At 72.9% G+C, this 18,109-nt stretch carries 17 protein-coding genes; 8 read left to right on the top strand and 9 right to left on the bottom strand.

Going from position 1 to position 18,109, the window contains the following annotated elements:
• Window positions 1-4: 4 nt before the first annotated feature.
• A complete protein-coding gene (locus FL583_RS20990) occupies window positions 5-580 on the top strand; it encodes a TetR/AcrR family transcriptional regulator (protein ID WP_170323777.1) in 576 nt (191 codons plus the stop codon).
• Between the two features lie 25 nt (window positions 581-605).
• Here FL583_RS20990 and FL583_RS20985 read toward each other — a convergent pair whose 3' ends face one another.
• Window positions 606-1,922 carry an ATP-dependent 6-phosphofructokinase gene (locus FL583_RS20985; protein WP_142706412.1) on the bottom strand — a complete coding sequence of 439 codons (1,317 nt, stop codon included), beginning with the start codon at window positions 1,920-1,922 and terminating at the stop codon, window positions 606-608.
• 121 nt (window positions 1,923-2,043) lie between these two features.
• Between FL583_RS20985 and FL583_RS20980 the strand changes: the two genes are divergently transcribed.
• Window positions 2,044-3,822, top strand: a complete 1,779-nt coding sequence (locus FL583_RS20980; RefSeq protein WP_142706411.1) for a serine/threonine-protein kinase — start codon at window positions 2,044-2,046, stop codon at window positions 3,820-3,822.
• A gap of 13 nt (window positions 3,823-3,835) precedes the next feature.
• Here the strand turns inward: FL583_RS20980 and FL583_RS20975 are convergent, their stop codons facing one another.
• Both FL583_RS20975 and FL583_RS20970 read right to left on the bottom strand, forming a co-directional pair.
• Window positions 3,836-4,867, bottom strand: a complete 1,032-nt coding sequence (locus tag FL583_RS20975) for a hypothetical protein (RefSeq protein WP_142706410.1) — start codon at window positions 4,865-4,867, stop codon at window positions 3,836-3,838.
• Window positions 4,868-4,938: 71 nt separating this feature from the next.
• Entirely contained in the window at window positions 4,939-5,400 is a 462-nt protein-coding gene (locus tag FL583_RS20970; RefSeq protein ID WP_142706409.1) for an Lrp/AsnC family transcriptional regulator, read from the bottom strand.
• Window positions 5,401-5,531: 131 nt separating this feature from the next.
• Between FL583_RS20970 and FL583_RS20965 the strand changes: the two genes are divergently transcribed.
• The 4 genes from FL583_RS20965 to FL583_RS20950 all read left to right on the top strand — a co-directional run bounded on the left by FL583_RS20965 (window position 5,532) and on the right by FL583_RS20950 (window position 10,223).
• Entirely contained in the window at window positions 5,532-6,614 is a 1,083-nt protein-coding gene (locus tag FL583_RS20965) for a thiamine pyrophosphate-dependent enzyme (protein WP_142706408.1), read from the top strand.
• A complete protein-coding gene (locus FL583_RS20960; protein ID WP_142706407.1) occupies window positions 6,614-7,768 on the top strand; it encodes an alpha-ketoacid dehydrogenase subunit beta in 1,155 nt (384 codons plus the stop codon). Before FL583_RS20965 ends, FL583_RS20960 begins: the two co-directional genes overlap by 1 nt.
• Window positions 7,765-9,390 carry a dihydrolipoamide acetyltransferase family protein gene (locus FL583_RS20955; protein ID WP_142706406.1) on the top strand — a complete coding sequence of 542 codons (1,626 nt, stop codon included), beginning with the start codon at window positions 7,765-7,767 and terminating at the stop codon, window positions 9,388-9,390. Before FL583_RS20960 ends, FL583_RS20955 begins: the two co-directional genes overlap by 4 nt.
• A gap of 206 nt (window positions 9,391-9,596) precedes the next feature.
• Window positions 9,597-10,223 (top strand): TetR/AcrR family transcriptional regulator, encoded by a 627-nt coding sequence (locus FL583_RS20950; RefSeq protein ID WP_142706405.1) that lies wholly within the window; start codon window positions 9,597-9,599, stop codon window positions 10,221-10,223.
• A gap of 414 nt (window positions 10,224-10,637) precedes the next feature.
• Here the strand turns inward: FL583_RS20950 and paaI are convergent, their stop codons facing one another.
• The 6 genes from paaI to paaA all read right to left on the bottom strand — a co-directional run bounded on the left by paaI (window position 10,638) and on the right by paaA (window position 15,211).
• On the bottom strand, window positions 10,638-11,129 hold the full coding sequence (gene paaI / locus FL583_RS20945) for a hydroxyphenylacetyl-CoA thioesterase PaaI (RefSeq protein WP_170323775.1): 492 nt from the start codon (window positions 11,127-11,129) through the stop codon (window positions 10,638-10,640).
• The gene (paaE, locus tag FL583_RS20940) at window positions 11,122-12,201 is read right to left on the bottom strand and encodes a 1,2-phenylacetyl-CoA epoxidase subunit PaaE (protein ID WP_142706404.1); all 1,080 of its coding nucleotides are present in this window, start codon (window positions 12,199-12,201) and stop codon (window positions 11,122-11,124) included. The genes paaI and paaE overlap by 8 nt, the downstream gene beginning before the upstream one ends.
• A gap of 1 nt (window position 12,202) precedes the next feature.
• On the bottom strand, window positions 12,203-12,826 hold the full coding sequence (gene paaD, locus FL583_RS42475; protein WP_142706403.1) for a 1,2-phenylacetyl-CoA epoxidase subunit PaaD: 624 nt from the start codon (window positions 12,824-12,826) through the stop codon (window positions 12,203-12,205).
• 284 nt (window positions 12,827-13,110) lie between these two features.
• Window positions 13,111-13,995 carry a 1,2-phenylacetyl-CoA epoxidase subunit PaaC gene (gene paaC / locus FL583_RS20930; protein WP_142706402.1) on the bottom strand — a complete coding sequence of 295 codons (885 nt, stop codon included), beginning with the start codon at window positions 13,993-13,995 and terminating at the stop codon, window positions 13,111-13,113.
• A gap of 8 nt (window positions 13,996-14,003) precedes the next feature.
• Entirely contained in the window at window positions 14,004-14,291 is a 288-nt protein-coding gene (gene paaB, locus FL583_RS20925; RefSeq protein WP_142706401.1) for a 1,2-phenylacetyl-CoA epoxidase subunit PaaB, read from the bottom strand.
• The gene (gene paaA, locus FL583_RS20920; protein WP_142706400.1) at window positions 14,288-15,211 is read right to left on the bottom strand and encodes a 1,2-phenylacetyl-CoA epoxidase subunit PaaA; all 924 of its coding nucleotides are present in this window, start codon (window positions 15,209-15,211) and stop codon (window positions 14,288-14,290) included. Before paaA ends, paaB begins: the two co-directional genes overlap by 4 nt.
• Before the next feature lie 91 nt (window positions 15,212-15,302).
• On the opposite strand from paaA, the gene paaZ reads away from it, so the two are divergent.
• Both paaZ and FL583_RS20910 read left to right on the top strand, forming a co-directional pair.
• Window positions 15,303-17,315: a phenylacetic acid degradation bifunctional protein PaaZ gene (paaZ, locus tag FL583_RS20915; protein WP_142706399.1), complete on the top strand. Its 2,013-nt coding sequence runs from the start codon at window positions 15,303-15,305 to the stop codon at window positions 17,313-17,315.
• Window positions 17,312-18,085 (top strand): enoyl-CoA hydratase/isomerase family protein, encoded by a 774-nt coding sequence (locus FL583_RS20910; RefSeq protein WP_142706398.1) that lies wholly within the window; start codon window positions 17,312-17,314, stop codon window positions 18,083-18,085. Before paaZ ends, FL583_RS20910 begins: the two co-directional genes overlap by 4 nt.
• The last annotated feature ends 24 nt before the right edge of the window (window positions 18,086-18,109 follow it).

The raw sequence follows: 18,109 nt of genomic DNA, 5'->3' as shown, positions 1-18,109 counted from the left end.
ATTCGTGTCAAGTACCCGAGAGCGATTGCTGGACGTCGCCGAGGGCGTGTTCTGCCGCCTCGGCTACGCGCGCACGACGATCGGGGAGCTCGCGTCGGCCGCCCGCGTCACCCGGCCGACGGTCTACGCGTACTTCCCGTCCAAGGACGACGTGTTCCGGGCGCTGGCCGACCGGGTGCGCACGGAGTTCCTCGCGCTGCAGGAGGGCGTCGACACGTCGTCGCCCGCGGCCACCGCGCGGGCGGCGCTGACCGCGTTCCTCGACGCCTACACCCGGCACTACGGCGTGCTGACCGTGATCGCCCACCAGGCCCTGGCCGACCCGTCGATGCGAACCCTGCGGGATGAGATCGTGGCCCGGGTCGAGCGCCGGAACACCCGGTTCCTGGAGCGTCTGGTGGTGGCGGGGGTGGCGTCGCCGGTGATCGCTCCGGCCGCGCTCTCCCGCGCGGTGACCGGCCTCGTCGCCCGCAGCGCGGAGCGTCTCGCCGACCACCCGGCCGAGGCCGGAGCACTCGCCGACGACCTGGTCGCCGTGTACCTCCGCCTGGCGGGAATTGACGCGAAACCGGGGTTCTGAGGCCGCTCAGAACCCCGGTTTCCCGTCACAGCGTGAGGGGCTGGCCCGTCGTCTCGAGGACGGCCATCCAGAGGTCGCCGTACGGGTCGACGTGGTTGCTCGTCGCGGTGGCCAGCTTGATCGGCATGTTGATGAACCGGCCGCGGCGGCTGCCGACCATCATCGACGTGAACCCGGCCATCGCCGCGTGCGTCGCGGCCTGGGCCAGCCGCGTGCAGTAGACCGCGTCGAACGCGTTCGCCGGCACCGACCGGATCGCGTAGCCCGGGTCGATGTACCGCAGCGAGAACGGCAGGTCGGAGAGCCCGTCGGTCAGCGCGCCCCGGAGGAACGCCCCGACGTCCCCGAGCTTCCGGTTCCCGCTCGGGTCGGTCGCGGTCGAGGCCGGCAGCAGGTTCTGCCCCGCGCCTTCGGCGACGACCACGACCGCGTGCCCCTGGTCGGCCAGCTTCTTGCGGACGCCGGCCAGCAGGCCGTCGAGCGTGAACGGCACCTCGGGAATCAGCGTGAAGTCGACGCCCTGCGCGACCAGCGTCGCGTGCGCGGCGATGAAGCCGGAGTGCCGGCCCATCAGCTTGACCAGCCCGATCCCGTTGACGCCGGAGCTGGCCTCGACGTGCGCGGCGGTGATCGACTCGGCCGCCCGGGCGTACGCGGTCTGGAACCCGAAGCTGTGGTCGATCCACGGGATGTCGTTGTCGATCGTCTTCGGGACGCCCACGACCGCGATCGGGAGCCCGCGCCGGTTCGCCTCGGCCGCCAGCCGGGCCGCGCCGCGGAGCGTCCCGTCGCCGCCGACGACGAACAGCATGTCGACCTTGTGCCGGACCAGCGTGTCGATCATCGTCGCCGGGTCCTGGTTGCCCCGGGACGTGCCGAGGATCGTGCCGCCCCGGTTGTGGATGTCGCGGACCAGGTCGGGCGTGAGCCGCACCGGGTCGGACCCGTCGGCCAGGCCCTGGTAGCCGTTCTTGAACCCGAGGACGTCCCGGCAGCCGTAGGCGTGCTTCAGGTGCAGCACCAGCGCGCGGATCACGTTGTTCAGGCCGGGGCAGAGACCACCGCACGTGACGATCGCCGCGGTCACCTCGGAAGGGTCGAAGAAGAGCTTCGCCCGCGGGCCGCCCGGGTTGAACGCCGGCAGATCGGCGGTGTGTGTGACCCGGTTCTTGGCGATACCTAGCGTGTCGTCGACGAGAACGCGGTCGGTCTCGGTGACGTAGTGCACCGACTCCTGACGGTTCCCGAGCAGATCCTGTAACGGGGTGTCCACGGTGCGTTGCCCTAGCCGGGTGATCAACAGGTCTTCGTGGGTAATGGCCTGCAAGTCACTCAGTTGCACTGTTCGTCCTCACCGATACTTCCCGATCCGTTGTGCACGGTAGCGCACTGACCTACGAAGGGGTATCGATCAAGAAGGCGCCCTTGTCACAGGGGTTTTGCCGTCGTCTACGCTTCCGCCCGTGCACCGGCTCCCCGACGTTCCCGGCTACGAGCTCCGCGACGTGCTCGGGTCCGGTGGGTGCGCGACCGTCTATCTGGCGACCCAGATCGTCGTCGGACGGGACGTCGCCGTGAAGGTCGACAACCGGACCTTGAACACGGAGCGTGACCAACGCCGCTTCTACCGTGAGGTGCAGGCGGCCGGTCGGCTGTCCGACCATCCGCACGTGATCGGGCTGTACGACGCCGGGACGCTGGCCGACGGGCGTCCGTATCTGGTGATGGAGCTGTGCACCGGCGGGTCGCTGAACGACGTGCTCAAGTCCCGCGGCGGGTTGCCGGCCGCCGAGGTGCACGACCTCGCCGTGCGACTGGCCGACGCGCTCGGTGCGGCGCACCGGCTGGGGGTGCTGCACCGGGACATCAAGCCGGCCAACATCCTGGTGAACCGCTACGGGATGGTCGGCCTGGCCGACTTCGGGCTCGCGTCCATCCTCACGGCCGACGTCGAGCAGTCGGTGACGCTCGAGGCGCTGACGCCCGCCTACGCGCCGCCCGAGGCGTTCTCGATGGCGCCGCCGGCGCCGACGGGGGACGTCTATTCGTTCGGGGCGACGCTCTACGCGCTGTTGAACGGGCGGCCGCCGCGGTTTCCCGACACCGGGTCGCCGAGCCTGGCGGCGATCGTCCGGATGCTCGACGAGCCGCTGCCGTGGCTGCCCTGGGTGCCGCCGCCGTTGATGCAGGTGATCGCGCAGGCCATGGCGCCGTCGCCGGCGGAGCGGTTCGCGGACGGGGCGGCGATGTACGCGGCCCTGGCGCAGGCGTCGGTGAGTGCCTCGGGGTACGCGGTGGGGACTGGTGCGGGTGCGACCTCCGCCCCGAGTATTTCGCTCCGGCCACCGGACGCCGGGCCGTCGCCGCACCCGAGTTTTCCGAGCGGGCCGCCGCAGGCGGCGGCTCCGAGTGGGCCGCCGCAGGCGGCTGGGCCGGTCAGCGGACCGGCGCGGCCGGGCGGGGATGCGGGCGCGCCGCGGGCGGGGTCCGAGCCGCCGTGGCAATCGCATCCGAGTTTTCCGAGTGGGCCGTCGGCCGGGGAGTCGGGGCGGCACGCGGCCGCGCCGGAGAGCGCCGGGGCGCCGCCGTACGCCTGGGCGCCCGCGCACCGGGGCGACCCGTCGTCGCCGGCGGGAGGCGGGAAGCGGGGGGTCGGGCTGGCCGGCGTGCTCGCCGGGGCCGCGGCGGCGCTGGTGGTGGTCGCGCTGGTCGGGGCCGGTTTCTTCGTGTTCCGGGATCGGGGTGGCGAGCCCGGTACCACCGCGGCGCCGAAGGCCGAGTCGTCCGGGCCGGCGACGACGTCGGGTGGCGTCGACTACGGGGTCGAGACGACGACCGCCTCGTGCCCGGCCGCGAAGGCCGGCGGCCGCTGTGTCGTGGAGCCGGAGTGCTGGTCGGGGATGGTCGTCATCGTCGGGCAGGTCACGATCGAGCGCCAGCCCTGCGACGACCTCCACCGCTGGGAGACGTTCGCGATCGCGCCGCTCCCGCGGGACGCGCTCACGTCCAGCCAGACGACGCTCAGCGAACACCCCGACGTCACCAAGCTCTGCACGTCCGCGGTCATGCTCGCCACCCGGCGCACCGACGCGGCCAAGCGGGTCCCAACCGCCGAGTGGTCGGTCGACGTCCTCCCGCCGAGCGAGCGCGCCTACGCCGACGGTTCGCGCGTCTACCGGTGCGTCGCCGCGGTGATCTCGCCGGACACGGACGGCAGCTCGGGCAGCGCGTTCACCACCTGACGGCCCGGGACCGTCAGCGGTCGGCTCGGGACGCCACCCGGCGGAGGCGGGCGGACTGGTTGGCCGGCCTGAGGTGCCGGGCGGGCGGCTCGTCGTCCGGAACCGGTTCCCGGCGCCGGATGAACGCCACCATCTCCTCGATCGTGAGCGGAACGTCGGCGGCGAACAGCGGCAGGCGACGCCGGAACGTCCGCACCAGCGCGAACCCCGACAGCGTCAACGCCAGCCCCATGCTCGCCACCCACGGCGCCCCCGACCCGGTCAGCGCGAGCTCGTCGATGTCGTCCGAGCCGTGCGTCGACGTGTCGTCGGCCGTCGCCTCGGCGGAGGGCTCGGCGCTCGCCTCGGCCGACGCCTTGGCCGATTCCGACGCGGCCGCCGCCGCGTCCGGGTCCGTCGTCTCCTCGGCCGCGTCGGTGGACTCGTGCTCGGCCGCTCCGGTCTCCTGGGCCTGCGCCGACGCCCCGGGCTCGACGGCCGCCGCGGCCGGGGACTCGTCGCCCGGACGGGCCGCGGCCGCGGGATGCGGCGTCGCCGCGGAGCGGGCCGTCGCCAGCGTGTCGTCGGCGCGGGCCCGGTAGAGCAGCAGGCTCAGCGCGACGGCCAGCGCGATCAGCAGCGCGGTCGCGGCCGCGAGGGCCACCACGGCGGTGTCGCGCCGGGCGCCGACCAGCACCGGGATCGACGGGGAGGTGCCCAGCCCGGGCCGATCGGCCGTCGTGCGACGGCTCCGCCCGAACCGGCCGGCCTTCTTGCCCGCGGACTCGGCCCCGGCCATCCCGGCGATCCCCAGCCCGGCCAGCCCACCGGCCGCGGATCCGGCCGAGTACCCGGCGGAACCGTGCCCGGGGGAACCGTGCCCGGGGGAACCGGGCGCGGGGTGGTCGTGGCCGGCCGATCCGTAGGCCGGCGATCCGTGCCCCGGCGGCCCGGAACCGGCCCCGCCGGAGCGCCCGGTGTAATCCGGCTGGTCGTGCCCGTAGTAGCCCGGCTCGTCGCCGTAGCCGGACGGGTGGTGCGGCGGAACGTTGGGCGGGTCCGTCAACGGGCCACCTCCTCGTCGGACGGCGAACGTCGCCACCGAGACTCGATGAACGCTATATACCCGTTTAACGCCTATTCATCCCAAGTGACCGGCTCGACCGGTTCCAGCTCCTCGAACACCAGCAGCGTCCGAGTGCTCAACACCCCGTCGATGCTCTGGATCTCGTCCAGCACCAACCGGCGCAACTCGGCGTTGTCCCGGGTCCGGACGAGCAGGATCACGTCGAACTCGCCCCCGACCAGCCCGATCTGCACGACGCCGGGGAGCGACCGCAACCGCGCCCGGAGCGTCCGCCACTCGTGCTGGCTCAGGTTCAGCGTCACGTAGGCGGTCGTTCCGAGCCCGAGCGCGGTCGGGTCGACGTCGGCGTGGAAGCCGCGGATCACCCCGTTCTCGCGCAGCCGGTCGACCCGGGCGTACGCGTTCGCCCGCGAGATATGGACCCGCTCGGCGAGCGTGCGCATCGACAGGCGGCCGTCCGCGGTCAGCTCGGCCAGGATGCGGCGGTCGACGTCGTCCAGACGGATGGCCATGTGTCTCGCCGGCCTCCTCCCGTGCTCGCCGGGCCAGGACGATCGGCCCTCGATCGCCGTCTCGGTGACGACATTTTCTCGTATCGGACGGCATTTTCCCGGGCGATTGGCTCTGGTTGGAGCATCTGGTCATGACACGTGATCCCGCTCACTTGTTGCCGTCGGCCGACCCCGTCCAGCTCATCGACGTCGAAGGAAAGCGGGTGCGGGACGACGTCCGCATACCGGAGGCGACGGACCTGGTGCGCGCCTACGGCGCGCTCGTTCTCGGCCGGAGGTTCAACGAACAGGCGTACGCGCTGGTCCGGCAGGGCCGGCTGGCGGTCTACCCGTCGTCGACGGGGCAGGAGGCGTGTCAGATCGCGGCGGCGCACGTGCTCGACGACGGGGACTGGCTGTTCCCGACCTACCGCGACGCGGTCGCTATGGTGGCGCGCGGGGTCGACCCGGTCGAGACGCTGACCCTGCTACGCGGCGACTGGCACTGCGGGTACGACCCCTACCGGCACCGGGTCGCCACCCAGGCGACGCCGCTGGCGACCCAGCTGCCGCACGCGGTCGGGGTCGCTCTCGCGGCGAAACTGCGCTCCGAGCCGACCGTGGCGCTGGCGATGTGCGGCGACGGCGCCACCAGCGAGGGCGACTTCGCCGAGGCGCTGAACTTCGCCGCCGTGTTCGCGGTTCCGGTGGTGTTCTTCGTGCAGAACAACGAGTACGCGATCTCGGTGCCGCTATCCCGCCAGACGGCGGCACCGTCACTGGCCCACCGGGGCATCGGGTTCGGCATCCCGGGCCAGCGGGTCGACGGCAACGACGTCGCCGCGCTGCTCACCGTGCTCGGCGACGCGGTCGCGCGGGCGCGGGCCGGGGAGGGGCCGCAGCTCGTCGAGGCGCACACCTACCGCGTGCAGGCCCACACGAACGCCGACGACGACGGGCGCTACCGGTCGGCGGACGAGGTCTCCGCGTGGGCTCCGCGGGACCCGCTGCTGCGATTGGCGACCTACCTGCGCGCTTCCGGGCTGCTGGACGACGCGGCGCAGGTCGCGTTCGACACCGAGGCCGAGCGGGTCGCGGCCGCGCTGCGGGCGTCGTCGCCGGCCGCGCCCGACCCCGCCCGGCTGTTCGCGCACGTCTTCGCCGAGCCGACACCGCAGCTGAGGGAGCAGGCCGCGCTGGTGCGGGACGAGCTGAGCCGGGAGGTCGAGGTCTGATGGAGAAGGTCACGATGGCCGGGGCCATCAACCGCGCGTTGCGTGACGCGATGGCGGTGGATTCCTCGGTGGTGGTGTTCGGTGAGGACGTCGGCGCGCTCGGCGGGGTCTTCCGGGTGACCGACGGGCTGGCCGCGGAATTCGGATCGGAGCGGTGCTTCGATACGCCGCTGGCCGAGTCGGGCATCGTCGGGATGGCGGTCGGGATGGCGATGAACGGCTTCCGGCCGGTCGTCGAGATGCAGTTCGACGCGTTCGCGTATCCGGCGTTCGAGCAGATCGTCAGCCATGTCGCCAAGATGCGGAACCGGACCGCGGGCGCGGTCACGCTGCCGATCGTGCTGCGGATTCCGTACGGCGGGGGGATCGGAGGAGTCGAGCACCACTGCGACTCTTCCGAGGCGTACTACGCCCATACGCCGGGCCTGGAGGTCTATGCCCCTTCGTCGGCGGCGGATGCGTACGAGCTGATGCGCGCCGCGTTGCGGCGGTCGGATCCGGTCGTGTTTCTCGAGCCCAAGAAGCTGTATTGGACGTCGGAGGAGGTGGCGTTCTCGTCGTTGTCGTCGTCATCGTTGTCGTCGCCATCGGCGGCGGCGCTGTCTTCGTCGCCGTCCGCGGCGGCGGTGGCGTCGTCGCCGTTGGCGGGGGCGTCGGTGGCGGGGGCGGCAGTGGCGGCGTCGCCGTTGGCGGGGGCGTCGGTGGCGGGGGCGGCAGTGGCGGGAGCGTCGGTGGCCGGGGCGGAGCCGGGGCGGGCGGTCGTGCGGCGGGCCGGGACCGACGTGACGCTGATCGCGTACGGGCCGTCGGTGGGGGTTTGTCTGTCGGCGGCCTCGGTCGCGTTCCTGGAGGGGCGATCGCTGGAGGTCGTGGACATGCGCACACTCGTGCCGTTCGACGACGAGACCGTGTGCGCGTCGGTGGCGCGGACCGGGCGGGCCGTGGTGGTCGCGGAGGCGGCGGGCTTCGGTGGGGTCGCGGCGGAGATCGCCGCGCGGGTGAGCGAGCGGTGCTTCACCGCGCTGGCCGCGCCGGTGCGGAGGGTGACCGGGTTCGACATCCCGTACCCGCCGCCGGCGTACGAGTCGTTTCACCTCCCGAGCGTGGACCGGGTGCTCGACGCCGTGGACGACCTGCAGTGGGAGGACGCGTGAGCACGTTCGTGTTGCCGGACCTCGGAGAGGGCCTGACCGAGGCCGAGATCGTGCGGTGGCTGGTGGCGCCGGGGGAGACCGTGGCGGTCGACCAGGCGGTCGTGGAGGTGGAGACCGCGAAGGCGACCGTGGAGGTGCCGACGCCGTTCGCCGGGGTGGTGACCGGGGTGCATGCGGCGGTGGGGGAGACGCTCGGGGTGGGGCGGCCGCTGTTGTCGGTGTCGGAGGTGGAAGAGGGGTCCGGGGCGGTTTTGATCGGGTACGGGACTGGTGCAGCGGAGGGGGCGAGGAGGCGCCGGCGGCCGAGGGCGAAGCGGGCCGGGGTGGTGTTCGGCTCCGACGCGCCGCGCGCCGACGGAGGCGTTCCCGGCGGAGGCGTTCCGGGCGGGGGCGCTCCCGGCGGAGGCGTCCCCGGCGTAGGCGTTCCGGGCGGGGGCGTTCCGGGCGGGGGTGTTCCGGGCGGGGGTGTTCCGGGCGGGGGCGGCTCCGGCGGGAGTGCGGGCGGCGCAGTTGGGTCCGGCGGGGAGGCGGGGCGCTCGGTCGGGGAGGCCGAAGGGCGACCTCGAGTGGTTTCGCCGTTGGTGCGGAAGCTCGCGGCCGAGCACGGCGTCGATCTCCTAGCGATCCGAGGCACCGGCCACGGAGGCCTGATCCTCCGCCGCGACGTCGAACGCGCCGCGGGCATCGCCGCCCCGGGCCGGCTGCCGGCCGCGCGAGCCGGATCGACCAAGGCGTGGCCTACCGATCACGATCCGGAACTGACCGACGACGCCTCATCGACCCACCTCGGCGCAGTGCTCAACCACGGGCCCGGCGGCGCAGTGCGCGACCACGGGCCCGGCGGCGCAGTGCGCGACCACGGGCCCGGCGGCGCAGTGCGCGACCACGGGCCCGGCGGCGCAGTGCTCAACCACGGGCCCGGCGGCGAACCATCCGGCGGCGCGGCGACGGTCCTGAAGGGGCGGTCGGCATTGTCGGCGGCCGGCGTCGCGGCGGCGGCGGTGTACGAGCGGGCGCGGCGCGAGATCCCCGACGTCACGATCTGGGCCGACGTGGACACCACGGCGCTCGTCAACCTGCGCGAACAGCTACGCCCCGGCCCGGGGCTGATCGCCTACCTCGCCCGCTTCACCGTCTCCGCCCTCCGCGACTTCCCGGTCTTCAACGCCCGATTCGACCCCGACCGCCGGGAAATCGTCCACCACCCGCACGTCCATCTGGGGCTCGCCGTCCAGGGCCGCCGGGGCTTGGTCGTCCCCGCGGTGCAGAACGCCGAATCCCTCACCACGACCGACCTCGACACCGAGATCCGCCGCCTCACCGAAGCCGCCCGCGAGGGGACCGCCGGCCCGGCCAACGGCACCTTCACCCTCAACAACTACGGCGTGTTCGACATCGACGGCAGCACCCCGATCCTCGTCCCGCCCCAGGTAGGAATGCTCGCGCTGGGCCGCATCATCGATCGCCCATGGGTCGTCGACGGTGCGATCGTCCCCCGCAAGATCGCCAGCCTGAGCCTCGTCTTCGATCACCGCGTCTGCGACGGCGCCACGGCCGCCGCGTTTCTCCGCCGAGTCGCCGACGCGATCGAGAACCCAGCGGCAGCCGTCGCCCGCCTCTGAGGCTGCTCGGCCAGTGCCTGGCGCCCGGCGCTCGGCGTCCGGCGCTCGGCGGTGAGCGACAAGCGCTTGGCCGAGGCCTGGCGCCGTAGTCTCAAACGGCGACCACCTGTGCATCCGTCCGCCGGCGCGAGGCCGGATGGCCGGAACCCGCGGGTCCGGACCCCCGAACAGAGGGGTCGGCCCACGCGCCGTGAGAGGCTTTCGGAGTGACCGCAGTCGATCCGACCCCACCGATCCGCCGCGGCCGCGGCCGTCCGGGCCATGACCAAGCGGCCGTCCTGCGGGCCGCGATCGATCTGTGGAACCGCAAGGGCTACGACGCGACCAGCATCGGCGACCTGGCCAGAGAGCTCGGAGTCACCAAGCCGGCGATCTACCACCACGTCTCCAGCAAGGAAGACCTGCTCCGGCTCGCGCTCGACGACGCGCTCGACGAACTGACCACGGTGGTGCGGGAGGCATCCGACCGCCCCACGACCGACACCGCCTACGAGCGACTGCGCGTCGTCGTGCACCGGTCGGTGGAGGTGCTGGTCGCGCACCAGCCGTCGGTGACGCTGCTGCTGCGCGTGCGGGGCAACACGCCGGTCGAGCTGGACGCGCTGCGCCGCCGCCGCTGGCTCGACGACCGGCTCGCCGCCCTGGTGCAGGGGGCGGTCGCCGAGGGCGCGCTGCGGGACGACGTCCCGCCGGATCTGGTCAGCCGGCTGCTGTTCGGGATGGTGAACTCGCTGGTCGAGTGGTACCGCCCGGACGGCTCGTACGACGCGTCGACGGTCGCCGACTCCCTCGCCGCGATCGCGTTCGACGGCCTCACCCGCCACGACGCCTGACCCCCCGCCTTCGCCCGGCACGACGCGTGACCCCGCGCCTTCGCCCGGCACGACGCGTGACCTCAAACCGCCGCGACGCGGGCCGCCCAACAGTCGCCGGTCGGTGACGCGCGCCCCGACGTACGCCAGCACCGCCTCTCGCAACTCGGTCCCCGACCACCCAGCAACGACGCACCGACCGTCGTGCTCCGGCTGTGCTCCTGGCCGCTGTGCTCCGAGCCGCTGTGCTCCCGGCCGCCCGGATCCCGAGCTGCCCGGATCCCGAGCTGCCCGGATCCCGAGCTGCCCGGATCCCGAGCTGCCCGGATCCATGGCCGCCCGGATCCCTGGCCGCCCGGATCCTCGGCCGCCCTCGTCTTACACCCCCGTCTCGCCTCCCTCGTCTCAGGCGCTCCTCTCGCGCGGGCGGCGGGCTCACGGGACCCCCGGGATCGGCCGCCCGAGCGACCGGCTCCGGCCACGGAACTCGGCGACGATCGCGTCAGGCACACCGTCGACCCCCAGCCGCAGCACCGTCACGTCATAGATCCCGGACCGCCCCCGCCGAGCCCGCTCCTCGGCCCGCGCGACCAGCCGGTCACCAGCCCGACCCGACTCCAGGAACGTCACATCGAACCCCGCCGCCACCGTGACCTCGCCATACGAATTGCAGGCCACCGCGAACGCGCTGTCGGCCAGCGTCGCGATCAGGCCGCCGTGGCACAGCTCCCACCCGTTCGTCATGTCCGGCCGCACCACCATCGACACCTCCGCGGTGCCCGGCCCGACCCGCTCCAGCCGCATCCCGAGCGACCGGCTCGCGGTGTCCGCGCCCAGCATCACCTCGGCGCTGCGCCGCGCGATCGCATCGGCGTCCGGCGCCACGGTCACGCCCTCCGCACGAGGAACACGCTCATCCTCAGGCATCGAAATCCACCGTCACGCGGTCACTGACCGGAAAGGTCTGACACGTGAGCACGAATCCGCTGTCGACCTCGGCCGGTTCCAGCGCGTAGTTGCGCCGCATGTCGGTCTCGCCGTCCCGGACCAGCGCCCGGCACGTCCCGCACACCCCACCCTTGCAGGCGAACGGCAGGTCGCCCCGGGTCGCCTGCGCTCCCTCCAGGAGCGACACGTCCCGCGCCACCGGTGCGGTCGCCCGGCGCCCGTCGAGCACCGTCGTGAGTGCGGTGGTCACTCCGGACGCCTCCGTCGTCCGGCGCGGCCGCGGCGGTGGAGCGTCCACATAGAAAAGCTCAACGTGGACGCTACGCGGGGGCACGCCGCACTCGGCCAGCACGGCTCGCGCGTCGTCGACCATCGCGAGCGGGCCGCACAGCCAGACGTGGTCGTACGTCTCGACCGGAACCACGTCGGTGAGGAGCCGGCGGAGCCGGTCGCGGTCGAGGCGGCCCGAGAACAGCTCGACGTCGCGGGGCTCGCGGGAGAGGACGTGGGTGACCTGCAGGCGGGGGCCGTAGCGGTTCTTCAGGTCGCCGAGTTCGTCGGCGAACATCACCGTGCGGCTGGTGCGGTTGCCGTAGAGCAGCGACACGTGCGCGGACGGGTGGGTGAGCACGGTCGAGGCGATCGACATGACCGGCGTGATGCCCGACCCGGCGGCGATGCACAGGTGTCGTTCGCCCAGGGCCGGGTCGGCGTGCCAGGTGCCGGTCGGGGTCTGGACGTCGATCGTCGTGCCCGGGCGGACGTCGTGGACCAGCCAGGACGAGAACAGGCCGGTCGGGATCTCGCGGACGCCGATGCGGGGGTTCTGGCCGGTCGCGGCGCAGATCGAGTACGACCGGCGCTCCTCCCGGCCGTCGATCGTCCGGCGCAGCGTGAGCGACTGGCCGGCTCGGAACGCGTAGGCCTCCCGGAGCTCGTCGGGGACCGCGAATGTGACCGCGACCGCGTCGTCGCACAGCCGCTCGACGGCGGTGACGGTCAGCGGGTGGAAGGTCGCCGAGACGCGATGGGACACCGCGGGGGCGGTCATCTCAGATCTCCTTCACGTGTTCGAACGGCTCGAGGCACTCGGTACAGCGGTAGAGCGCCTTGCAGGCGGTGGCGCCGAACTCCGACAGGAGCTGGGTGTGCGCCGAGCCGCAGCGCGGACAGCGCAGCGCGCGACGGATCGGCCCGAGCGACAGCGCCACCGGCCCCCCGCCCCACGTTCCCGGGCCGCCACCCCACACGCCCGCGTCACCGCCCCGCGCCGCCGGGCCGCCGCCCCGCGCCACCGGCCCGCCGCCGCGCGGGCCCGCGCCATCCCGTCCGGCGCGGCGGGAACGCGAGAGTGCGGGAGGTGAGAGTCCGGCCTCGGACAGGGCGGCCCGGCCGCGATCGGAGATCCAGTCGCTGGACCACGCCGGATCGAGCACGACCCTCACCTCGACCCGTGCGAACCCTGCGTGGGTGAGCCGATCAATCAGGTCGTCGCGCATGGTCGCCATGGCCGGACATCCCGAGTACGTCGGCGTGATCGACGTGATGACGACGTCACCCTCTACCTGGACCCCTCGCAGCACACCGAGATCAGCCAGCGTCAGCATCGGCATCTCCGGATCTCGAACCTCACCCGCCACCGCCCACGCCCGAGCCGCCAGCCCCTCCACGCCCATCGCCGCGCCACCCGCAGCCTCGGCGACGCCTTCCGCCCCATCAACTCCAGCCCCACCGACCTCAGCCCCGACAGACCCGGCCCCAGCCGCCCCACCGACCTCAGCGCCGCCTACCCCAGCCCCGGCCGGCCCGTTCTCGGCTAGCCCGCCCCTGGCGCCCCCGCCCCGGGCGGCCCCGGCCCCGGCCCCGGCGGCCCCGGCCCCGGCCCCGCCAGCCCCGGCCCCGCCGGCCTGGGCTCCGGCCGCCCCGACCGCACTCCCCTCGACCCCAACCCCGCCCACCGTCACCAACACCCCATCGGATGCGCCCGAGCCACCACCTGCATCTCCGCCAACAACCGACTCAACGCCTCCGTATGAACCCCATCCCGCCCAACAGCCCCAGCCAACCCCCCACCCCGCGGCCGTTCCACCCCACTCACCTCGAACACCAGATCCAGCACCCCATCGACCTCCGCCCCCAGCCCACCGAAGTCGACCCCCAATACCCCACAAACCGCCGGCGGCTCCACCACCAACTCCGGATAGAACGGCCACAGCGAATCCAGCGCCCCACGCAACCGCCGCGAAGACTCGTCAGTGCCCCGCGCGAGCGTCAAGAACCACCGCCCCGACCAGTCCCGGTGATACGTCAGCTCCTTCACCCCCTTGGCCGCCACCGCCGCCAGCACCGCGTCACCGCACCCCCGCAACCGCTGCAACACCGCCAACCGAGCCGACGAGAACAGCAGAATCCGCACCACCACGTGCGCGAAGTCCCCATTGGGCGCCTCCGCGAGCCGCACGTTCAGGAACTCGTCGACGTCCCGAAAGAAGGCGAGCGCATCCTCGGCGGGAACCGGCGAACCGGCGGGCAGCAGCGGCACCACCGCGGGATCGGCCGCCGCCGCTCGGGCCAGCAACAACCGCGCCTGGCCCAACAGATCGAGCGCCATGTTCGCCAGCGCGATGTCTTCTTCGAGCTCCGGCGCCCGGCTGCACCATTCCGAGAGCCGGGCGGACGCGACCAGAGCGTCGTCCGCGAGCATCAGACAGTAAGCGGCGAGCTCGGCCGGCTCGACGCCGGACGGGACCGTCGTGTCGACCCCGGCCAACGGGTCCTCGAACGAGGTACCGAACGCCCACTGGGAGGAGTCACCTTCCAGGAGCCCGTCGTACACGCTGTCCATCTCAGACCTCACATGTGCGGAACGTCGGCGGGGATCTCGTAGAACGTCGGGTGGCGGTAGACCTTGTCGCCGCTCGGGGCGAACAGCGGGTCCTTCTCGTCCGGGCTGGACGCGGTGATCGCGTCGGCCCGCACCACCCACACGCTGACGCCCTCGTTGCGCCGGGTGTAGACGTCGCGGGCGTGGCGCAGGGCCATCGTGTCGTCGGGCGCGTGCAGCGACCCGACGTGCACGTGGTTCAACCCGCGTTTGCCGCGGACGAACACCTCGTAGAGGGGCCAGTCCCGGCGGTTCACCGCGCGCTCCGCTCGGCGAACGCGGTCGCGGCCTCGCGCACCCAGGCGCCGTCGTCGTGCGCGGCCCGGCGGTGGGCCAGGCGCTGGGCGTTGCAGGGACCGTCACCCCGGATCACCGCGGCGAGCTCGGCCCAGTCGGGCGCCCCGAAGTCGTAGTGGCCGCGCTCGTCGTTCCAGCGCAGCTCCGGATCGGGCAGCGTGACGCCGAGCGCCTCGGCCTGCGGCACGGTCATGTCGACGAACCTTTGGCGCAGCTCGTCGTTGCCGTTGCGTTTGATGCCCCAGGCGATCGACCGCGCGCTGTTCGGCGACTCCTCGTCGGGCGGGCCGAACATCATCAGCGACGGCCACCAGAACCTATCCACAGATTCCTGCACCATCTGTCGCTGCGCGTCCGTGCCGCCCATCATCGTCCGGAGCAGTTCGTAGCCCTGCCGCTGATGGAAGGACTCCTCCTTGCAGATGCGGATCATCGCCCGCCCGTACGGGCCGTACGACGTGCGGCAGAGCGGCACCTGGTTGCAGATCGCCGCGCCGTCGACCAGCCAGCCGATCGTCCCGACGTCGGCATAGGACAACGTCGGGTAGTTGAAGATCGAGGAGTACTTCTGTCTGCCGGTCAGCAGCATCTCGACGAGTTCGTCGCGGGAGACGCCCAGCGTCTCGCAGGCGGCGTACAGGTACAGGCCGTGGCCGGCCTCGTCCTGCACCTTGGCGAGCAGGATCGCCTTCCGGCGCAGCGAGGGAGCACGGCCGATCCAGTTGCCCTCGGGCTGCATGCCGATGATCTCGGAGTGCGCGTGCTGGGCGATCTGCCGCACGAGCGTCTTGCGGTAGCCCTCGGGCATCCAGTCGCGCGGCTCGATGCGGTCGTGGTGCGCGATGACGGCGTCGAACTTCTCCTGCAAGTCGAGCGTCATGGCCCCTCCGGGATTTACTTAACGATCGGTCTGTATTACGGTGGCACGAGCCCGCTGCTTCGCGCAACCCGCCTTCCACAGAAGGAGCGTCATGCTCGAGAGCTACGCCGCCGGCCACTGGTTCCGCGCCTCGGACGAGGGCGAGCCGCTGCTCGACGCGGCCACCGGCGAGGAGGTCGCCCGCATCTCCGGCCGCGGTCTCGACGTTGGCGCGATGACGACGTACGCCCGCGAGGTCGGTGGTCCGGCCGTCCGAGCCCTCACGTTCCACCAGCGCGCCGCCCTGCTCAAGGCCGTCGCCAAGCACCTCACCGAGCAGAAGGACGAGCTCTACGCGCTGTCCTTCCACACCGGCGCCACCACCCGCGACACGGCGGTGGACGTCGACGGCGGCATCGGCACGCTGTTCAGCTTCGCGAGCAAGGGCACCCGCGAACTCCCGAACGACACCGTGATCCTCGACGGCGCACCCGAGCGCCTGGGCAAGGGGGGCACGTTCGTCGGCCAGCACCTCTTCACGTCCCGGCCCGGCGTCGCGGTACAGATCAACGCGTTCAACTTCCCGGTCTGGGGCATGCTCGAGAAGCTCGCGCCGGCGTTCCTGGCCGGGCTCCCGACGATCGTCAAGCCGGCGAGCCAGACCGCGTACCTCACCGAGCTGACGGTCCGCCGCATCATCGAGGCGCAACTCCTGCCCGAGGGCTCGCTGCAGCTCATCGCGGGCAGCGCCGGCCGCCTCCTCGACGAGCTGAGCGTGCAGGATTCGGTCGCGTTCACCGGTTCCGCGCACACCGCGGGCATCCTCCGCCGCCACCCCAACGTCGTCGACGGGGGAGTGGTGCTCGGCGTCGAGGCCGACTCGCTGAACTGCTCGATCCTCGGCCCCGACGTCACTCCCGACGACCCCGAGTTCGACCTGTTCCTCGAGGGCGTCGTCACCGAAATGACCGTCAAGGCCGGCCAGAAATGCACCGCGATCCGGCGGGTGCTCGTCCCGGAGAACCGGGCCGACGCGGTGATCGAGGGTCTCCGCGACAAGCTGGCCACGATCACCGTCGGTGACCCGCGCGACCCCGACGTCCGGATGGGCGCGCTCGCGAGCCTCGGCCAGCGCGACGAGGTCCGCAAGGCCGTCGAGGCGCTGCGCGCCTCCTCCGATCTCGTGATCGGCGATCCCGACGCCGCGCCCGAGCGCGGCGCGTTCCTGACCCCGCTGGTGCTGCGCGCCCATCCCGGCGCCGCCGAGCCGCACGACGTCGAACCGTTCGGCCCGGTCAGCACCGTCCTCACCTACGACGGCACGGCCGAGGCCGTCGCGCTCGCCGCCCGGGGCCGGGGCAGCCTCGCCGCCAGCGTCGTCACCCACGATCCGCGCGTCGCCCGCGAGGTCGTCCTCGGCCTCGCGCCCTGGCACGGCCGGGTGCTGGTCCTCGACCGCGACGACGCCAAGGAGTCCACCGGCCACGGCTCCCCGCTGCCGGTGCTCGTCCACGGTGGCCCCGGTCGGGCCGGGGGAGGTGAGGAACTCGGCGGCGTCCGCGCGGTCGTGCACCACCTGCAGCGCACCGCGGTCCAGGCGTCCCCCGACCTGCTCACCGCGATCACCGGCCGTTGGACCACCGGCGCCGCGCAGCGCGTCGACGCCGTTCACCCGTTCCGCAAGAGCCTCGCCGACCTGCGCGTCGGCGACACGATCCGGTCCGCTGCGCGGACCGTCTCCCGCGAAGACATCGACCACTTCGCCGAGTTCACCGGTGACACGTTCTATGCCCATACGGACGCCGCGGCCGCGGCGAAGAACCCGCTGTTCGGCGGCATCGTCGCGCACGGCTATCTCGTCGTGTCGCTGGCCGCCGGGCTGTTCGTCGAGCCGTCGCCCGGGCCGGTGCTGGCCAACTACGGGGTCGACAACCTGCGCTTTCTCACGCCGGTCAAGGCCGGTGACACGATCGCGGTCACGCTGACCGTCAAGGACATCTCGCCCCGCGCCACCGCCGACTACGGCGAGGTGCGCTGGGACGCGGTCGTGACGAACCAGGGCGGCGCCCCGGTCGCGACGTACGACGTGCTGACGCTGGTCGCCAAGACCTGGCCCGCGTCATGAGCGAGGTGGAGGTCGACCGTCTCGGCGCGGTCGCCGTCGTCACGCTCAACCGCCCGAAGCGACGGAACGCGCTCGACGCCGCGACCAAGGCCCAGCTGCGTGCCGGGCTTCAGGACGTGGCCGACGACGCGTCGGTGCGCGCTGTGCTCCTCACCGGCGCCGGAGACGGTTTCTGTGTGGGCCAGGATCTCGCCGAGCACGCCGACGCCCTCCGCGCCGACCCGGCGCACGCGTTCGACACGGTCGAGCGCGACTACGCGCCGATCGTCCGGCTACTGGCCACGATGGACAAACCGGTCGTGGCCGGGGTGAACGGCACGTGCGTCGGCGCCGGGCTCGCCCTCGCGCTGGCCTGCGACCTGCGGGTGTTCGCCGAGGACGCCACGCTGGCCACCGCGTTCTCGGCGATCGGGCTCACCTGCGACTCGGGCCTCAGCGCGAGCCTGGCCGCCGCGATCGGCGCCTCGAGAGCCCGAGAGTTGGTGCTTCGGGGTTCGACGTTCACCCCGGCGGAAGCGGTCGCCTGGGGAGTCTCGGGCACGGTCGTGCCCCGAGCCGACGTCGAGGCGACCGCCCGAGCGCTCGCCGCCGAACTGGCGGCCGGCCCGACGGCTGCGTATGCCGCCACCAAGCGCCTGTTCGCCGGCGGGTTGGAGGCGGCTCTCGCTGCGGAGGCGAGGGAACAGGCGGCGCTGGGGGTCTCGTCGGATCACCGCGCCGCCGTGGAGGCGTTCCTTACCAAACAGAAACCGACGTTCGCGGGCCACTGAGGTGGGGGCGCGCGCCGGGCGCGG

Source organism: Cryptosporangium phraense (assembly GCF_006912135.1).
GTDB lineage: Bacteria > Actinomycetota > Actinomycetes > Mycobacteriales > Cryptosporangiaceae > Cryptosporangium > Cryptosporangium phraense.
Note: the sequence above shows the minus strand (reverse complement) of the source record. Positions and strands in the feature narration are given on the sequence as shown.

Coding starts and splice junctions, on each gene's coding strand:
- FL583_RS20970 (WP_142706409.1), bottom strand. CDS start 5,400: ATGGCCATCCGTCTGGACGACGTCGACCGCCGCATCCTGGCCGAGCTG.
- FL583_RS20965 (WP_142706408.1), top strand. CDS start 5,532: ATGACACGTGATCCCGCTCACTTGTTGCCGTCGGCCGACCCCGTCCAG.
- FL583_RS20960 (WP_142706407.1), top strand. CDS start 6,614: ATGGAGAAGGTCACGATGGCCGGGGCCATCAACCGCGCGTTGCGTGAC.
- paaI (WP_170323775.1), bottom strand. CDS start 11,129: ATGCCTGAGGATGAGCGTGTTCCTCGTGCGGAGGGCGTGACCGTGGCG.
- paaE (WP_142706404.1), bottom strand. CDS start 12,201: ATGACCGCCCCCGCGGTGTCCCATCGCGTCTCGGCGACCTTCCACCCG.
- paaD (WP_142706403.1), bottom strand. CDS start 12,826: ATGGGCGTGGAGGGGCTGGCGGCTCGGGCGTGGGCGGTGGCGGGTGAG.
- paaC (WP_142706402.1), bottom strand. CDS start 13,995: ATGGACAGCGTGTACGACGGGCTCCTGGAAGGTGACTCCTCCCAGTGG.
- paaA (WP_142706400.1), bottom strand. CDS start 15,211: ATGACGCTCGACTTGCAGGAGAAGTTCGACGCCGTCATCGCGCACCAC.
- paaZ (WP_142706399.1), top strand. CDS start 15,303: ATGCTCGAGAGCTACGCCGCCGGCCACTGGTTCCGCGCCTCGGACGAG.
- FL583_RS20910 (WP_142706398.1), top strand. CDS start 17,312: ATGAGCGAGGTGGAGGTCGACCGTCTCGGCGCGGTCGCCGTCGTCACG.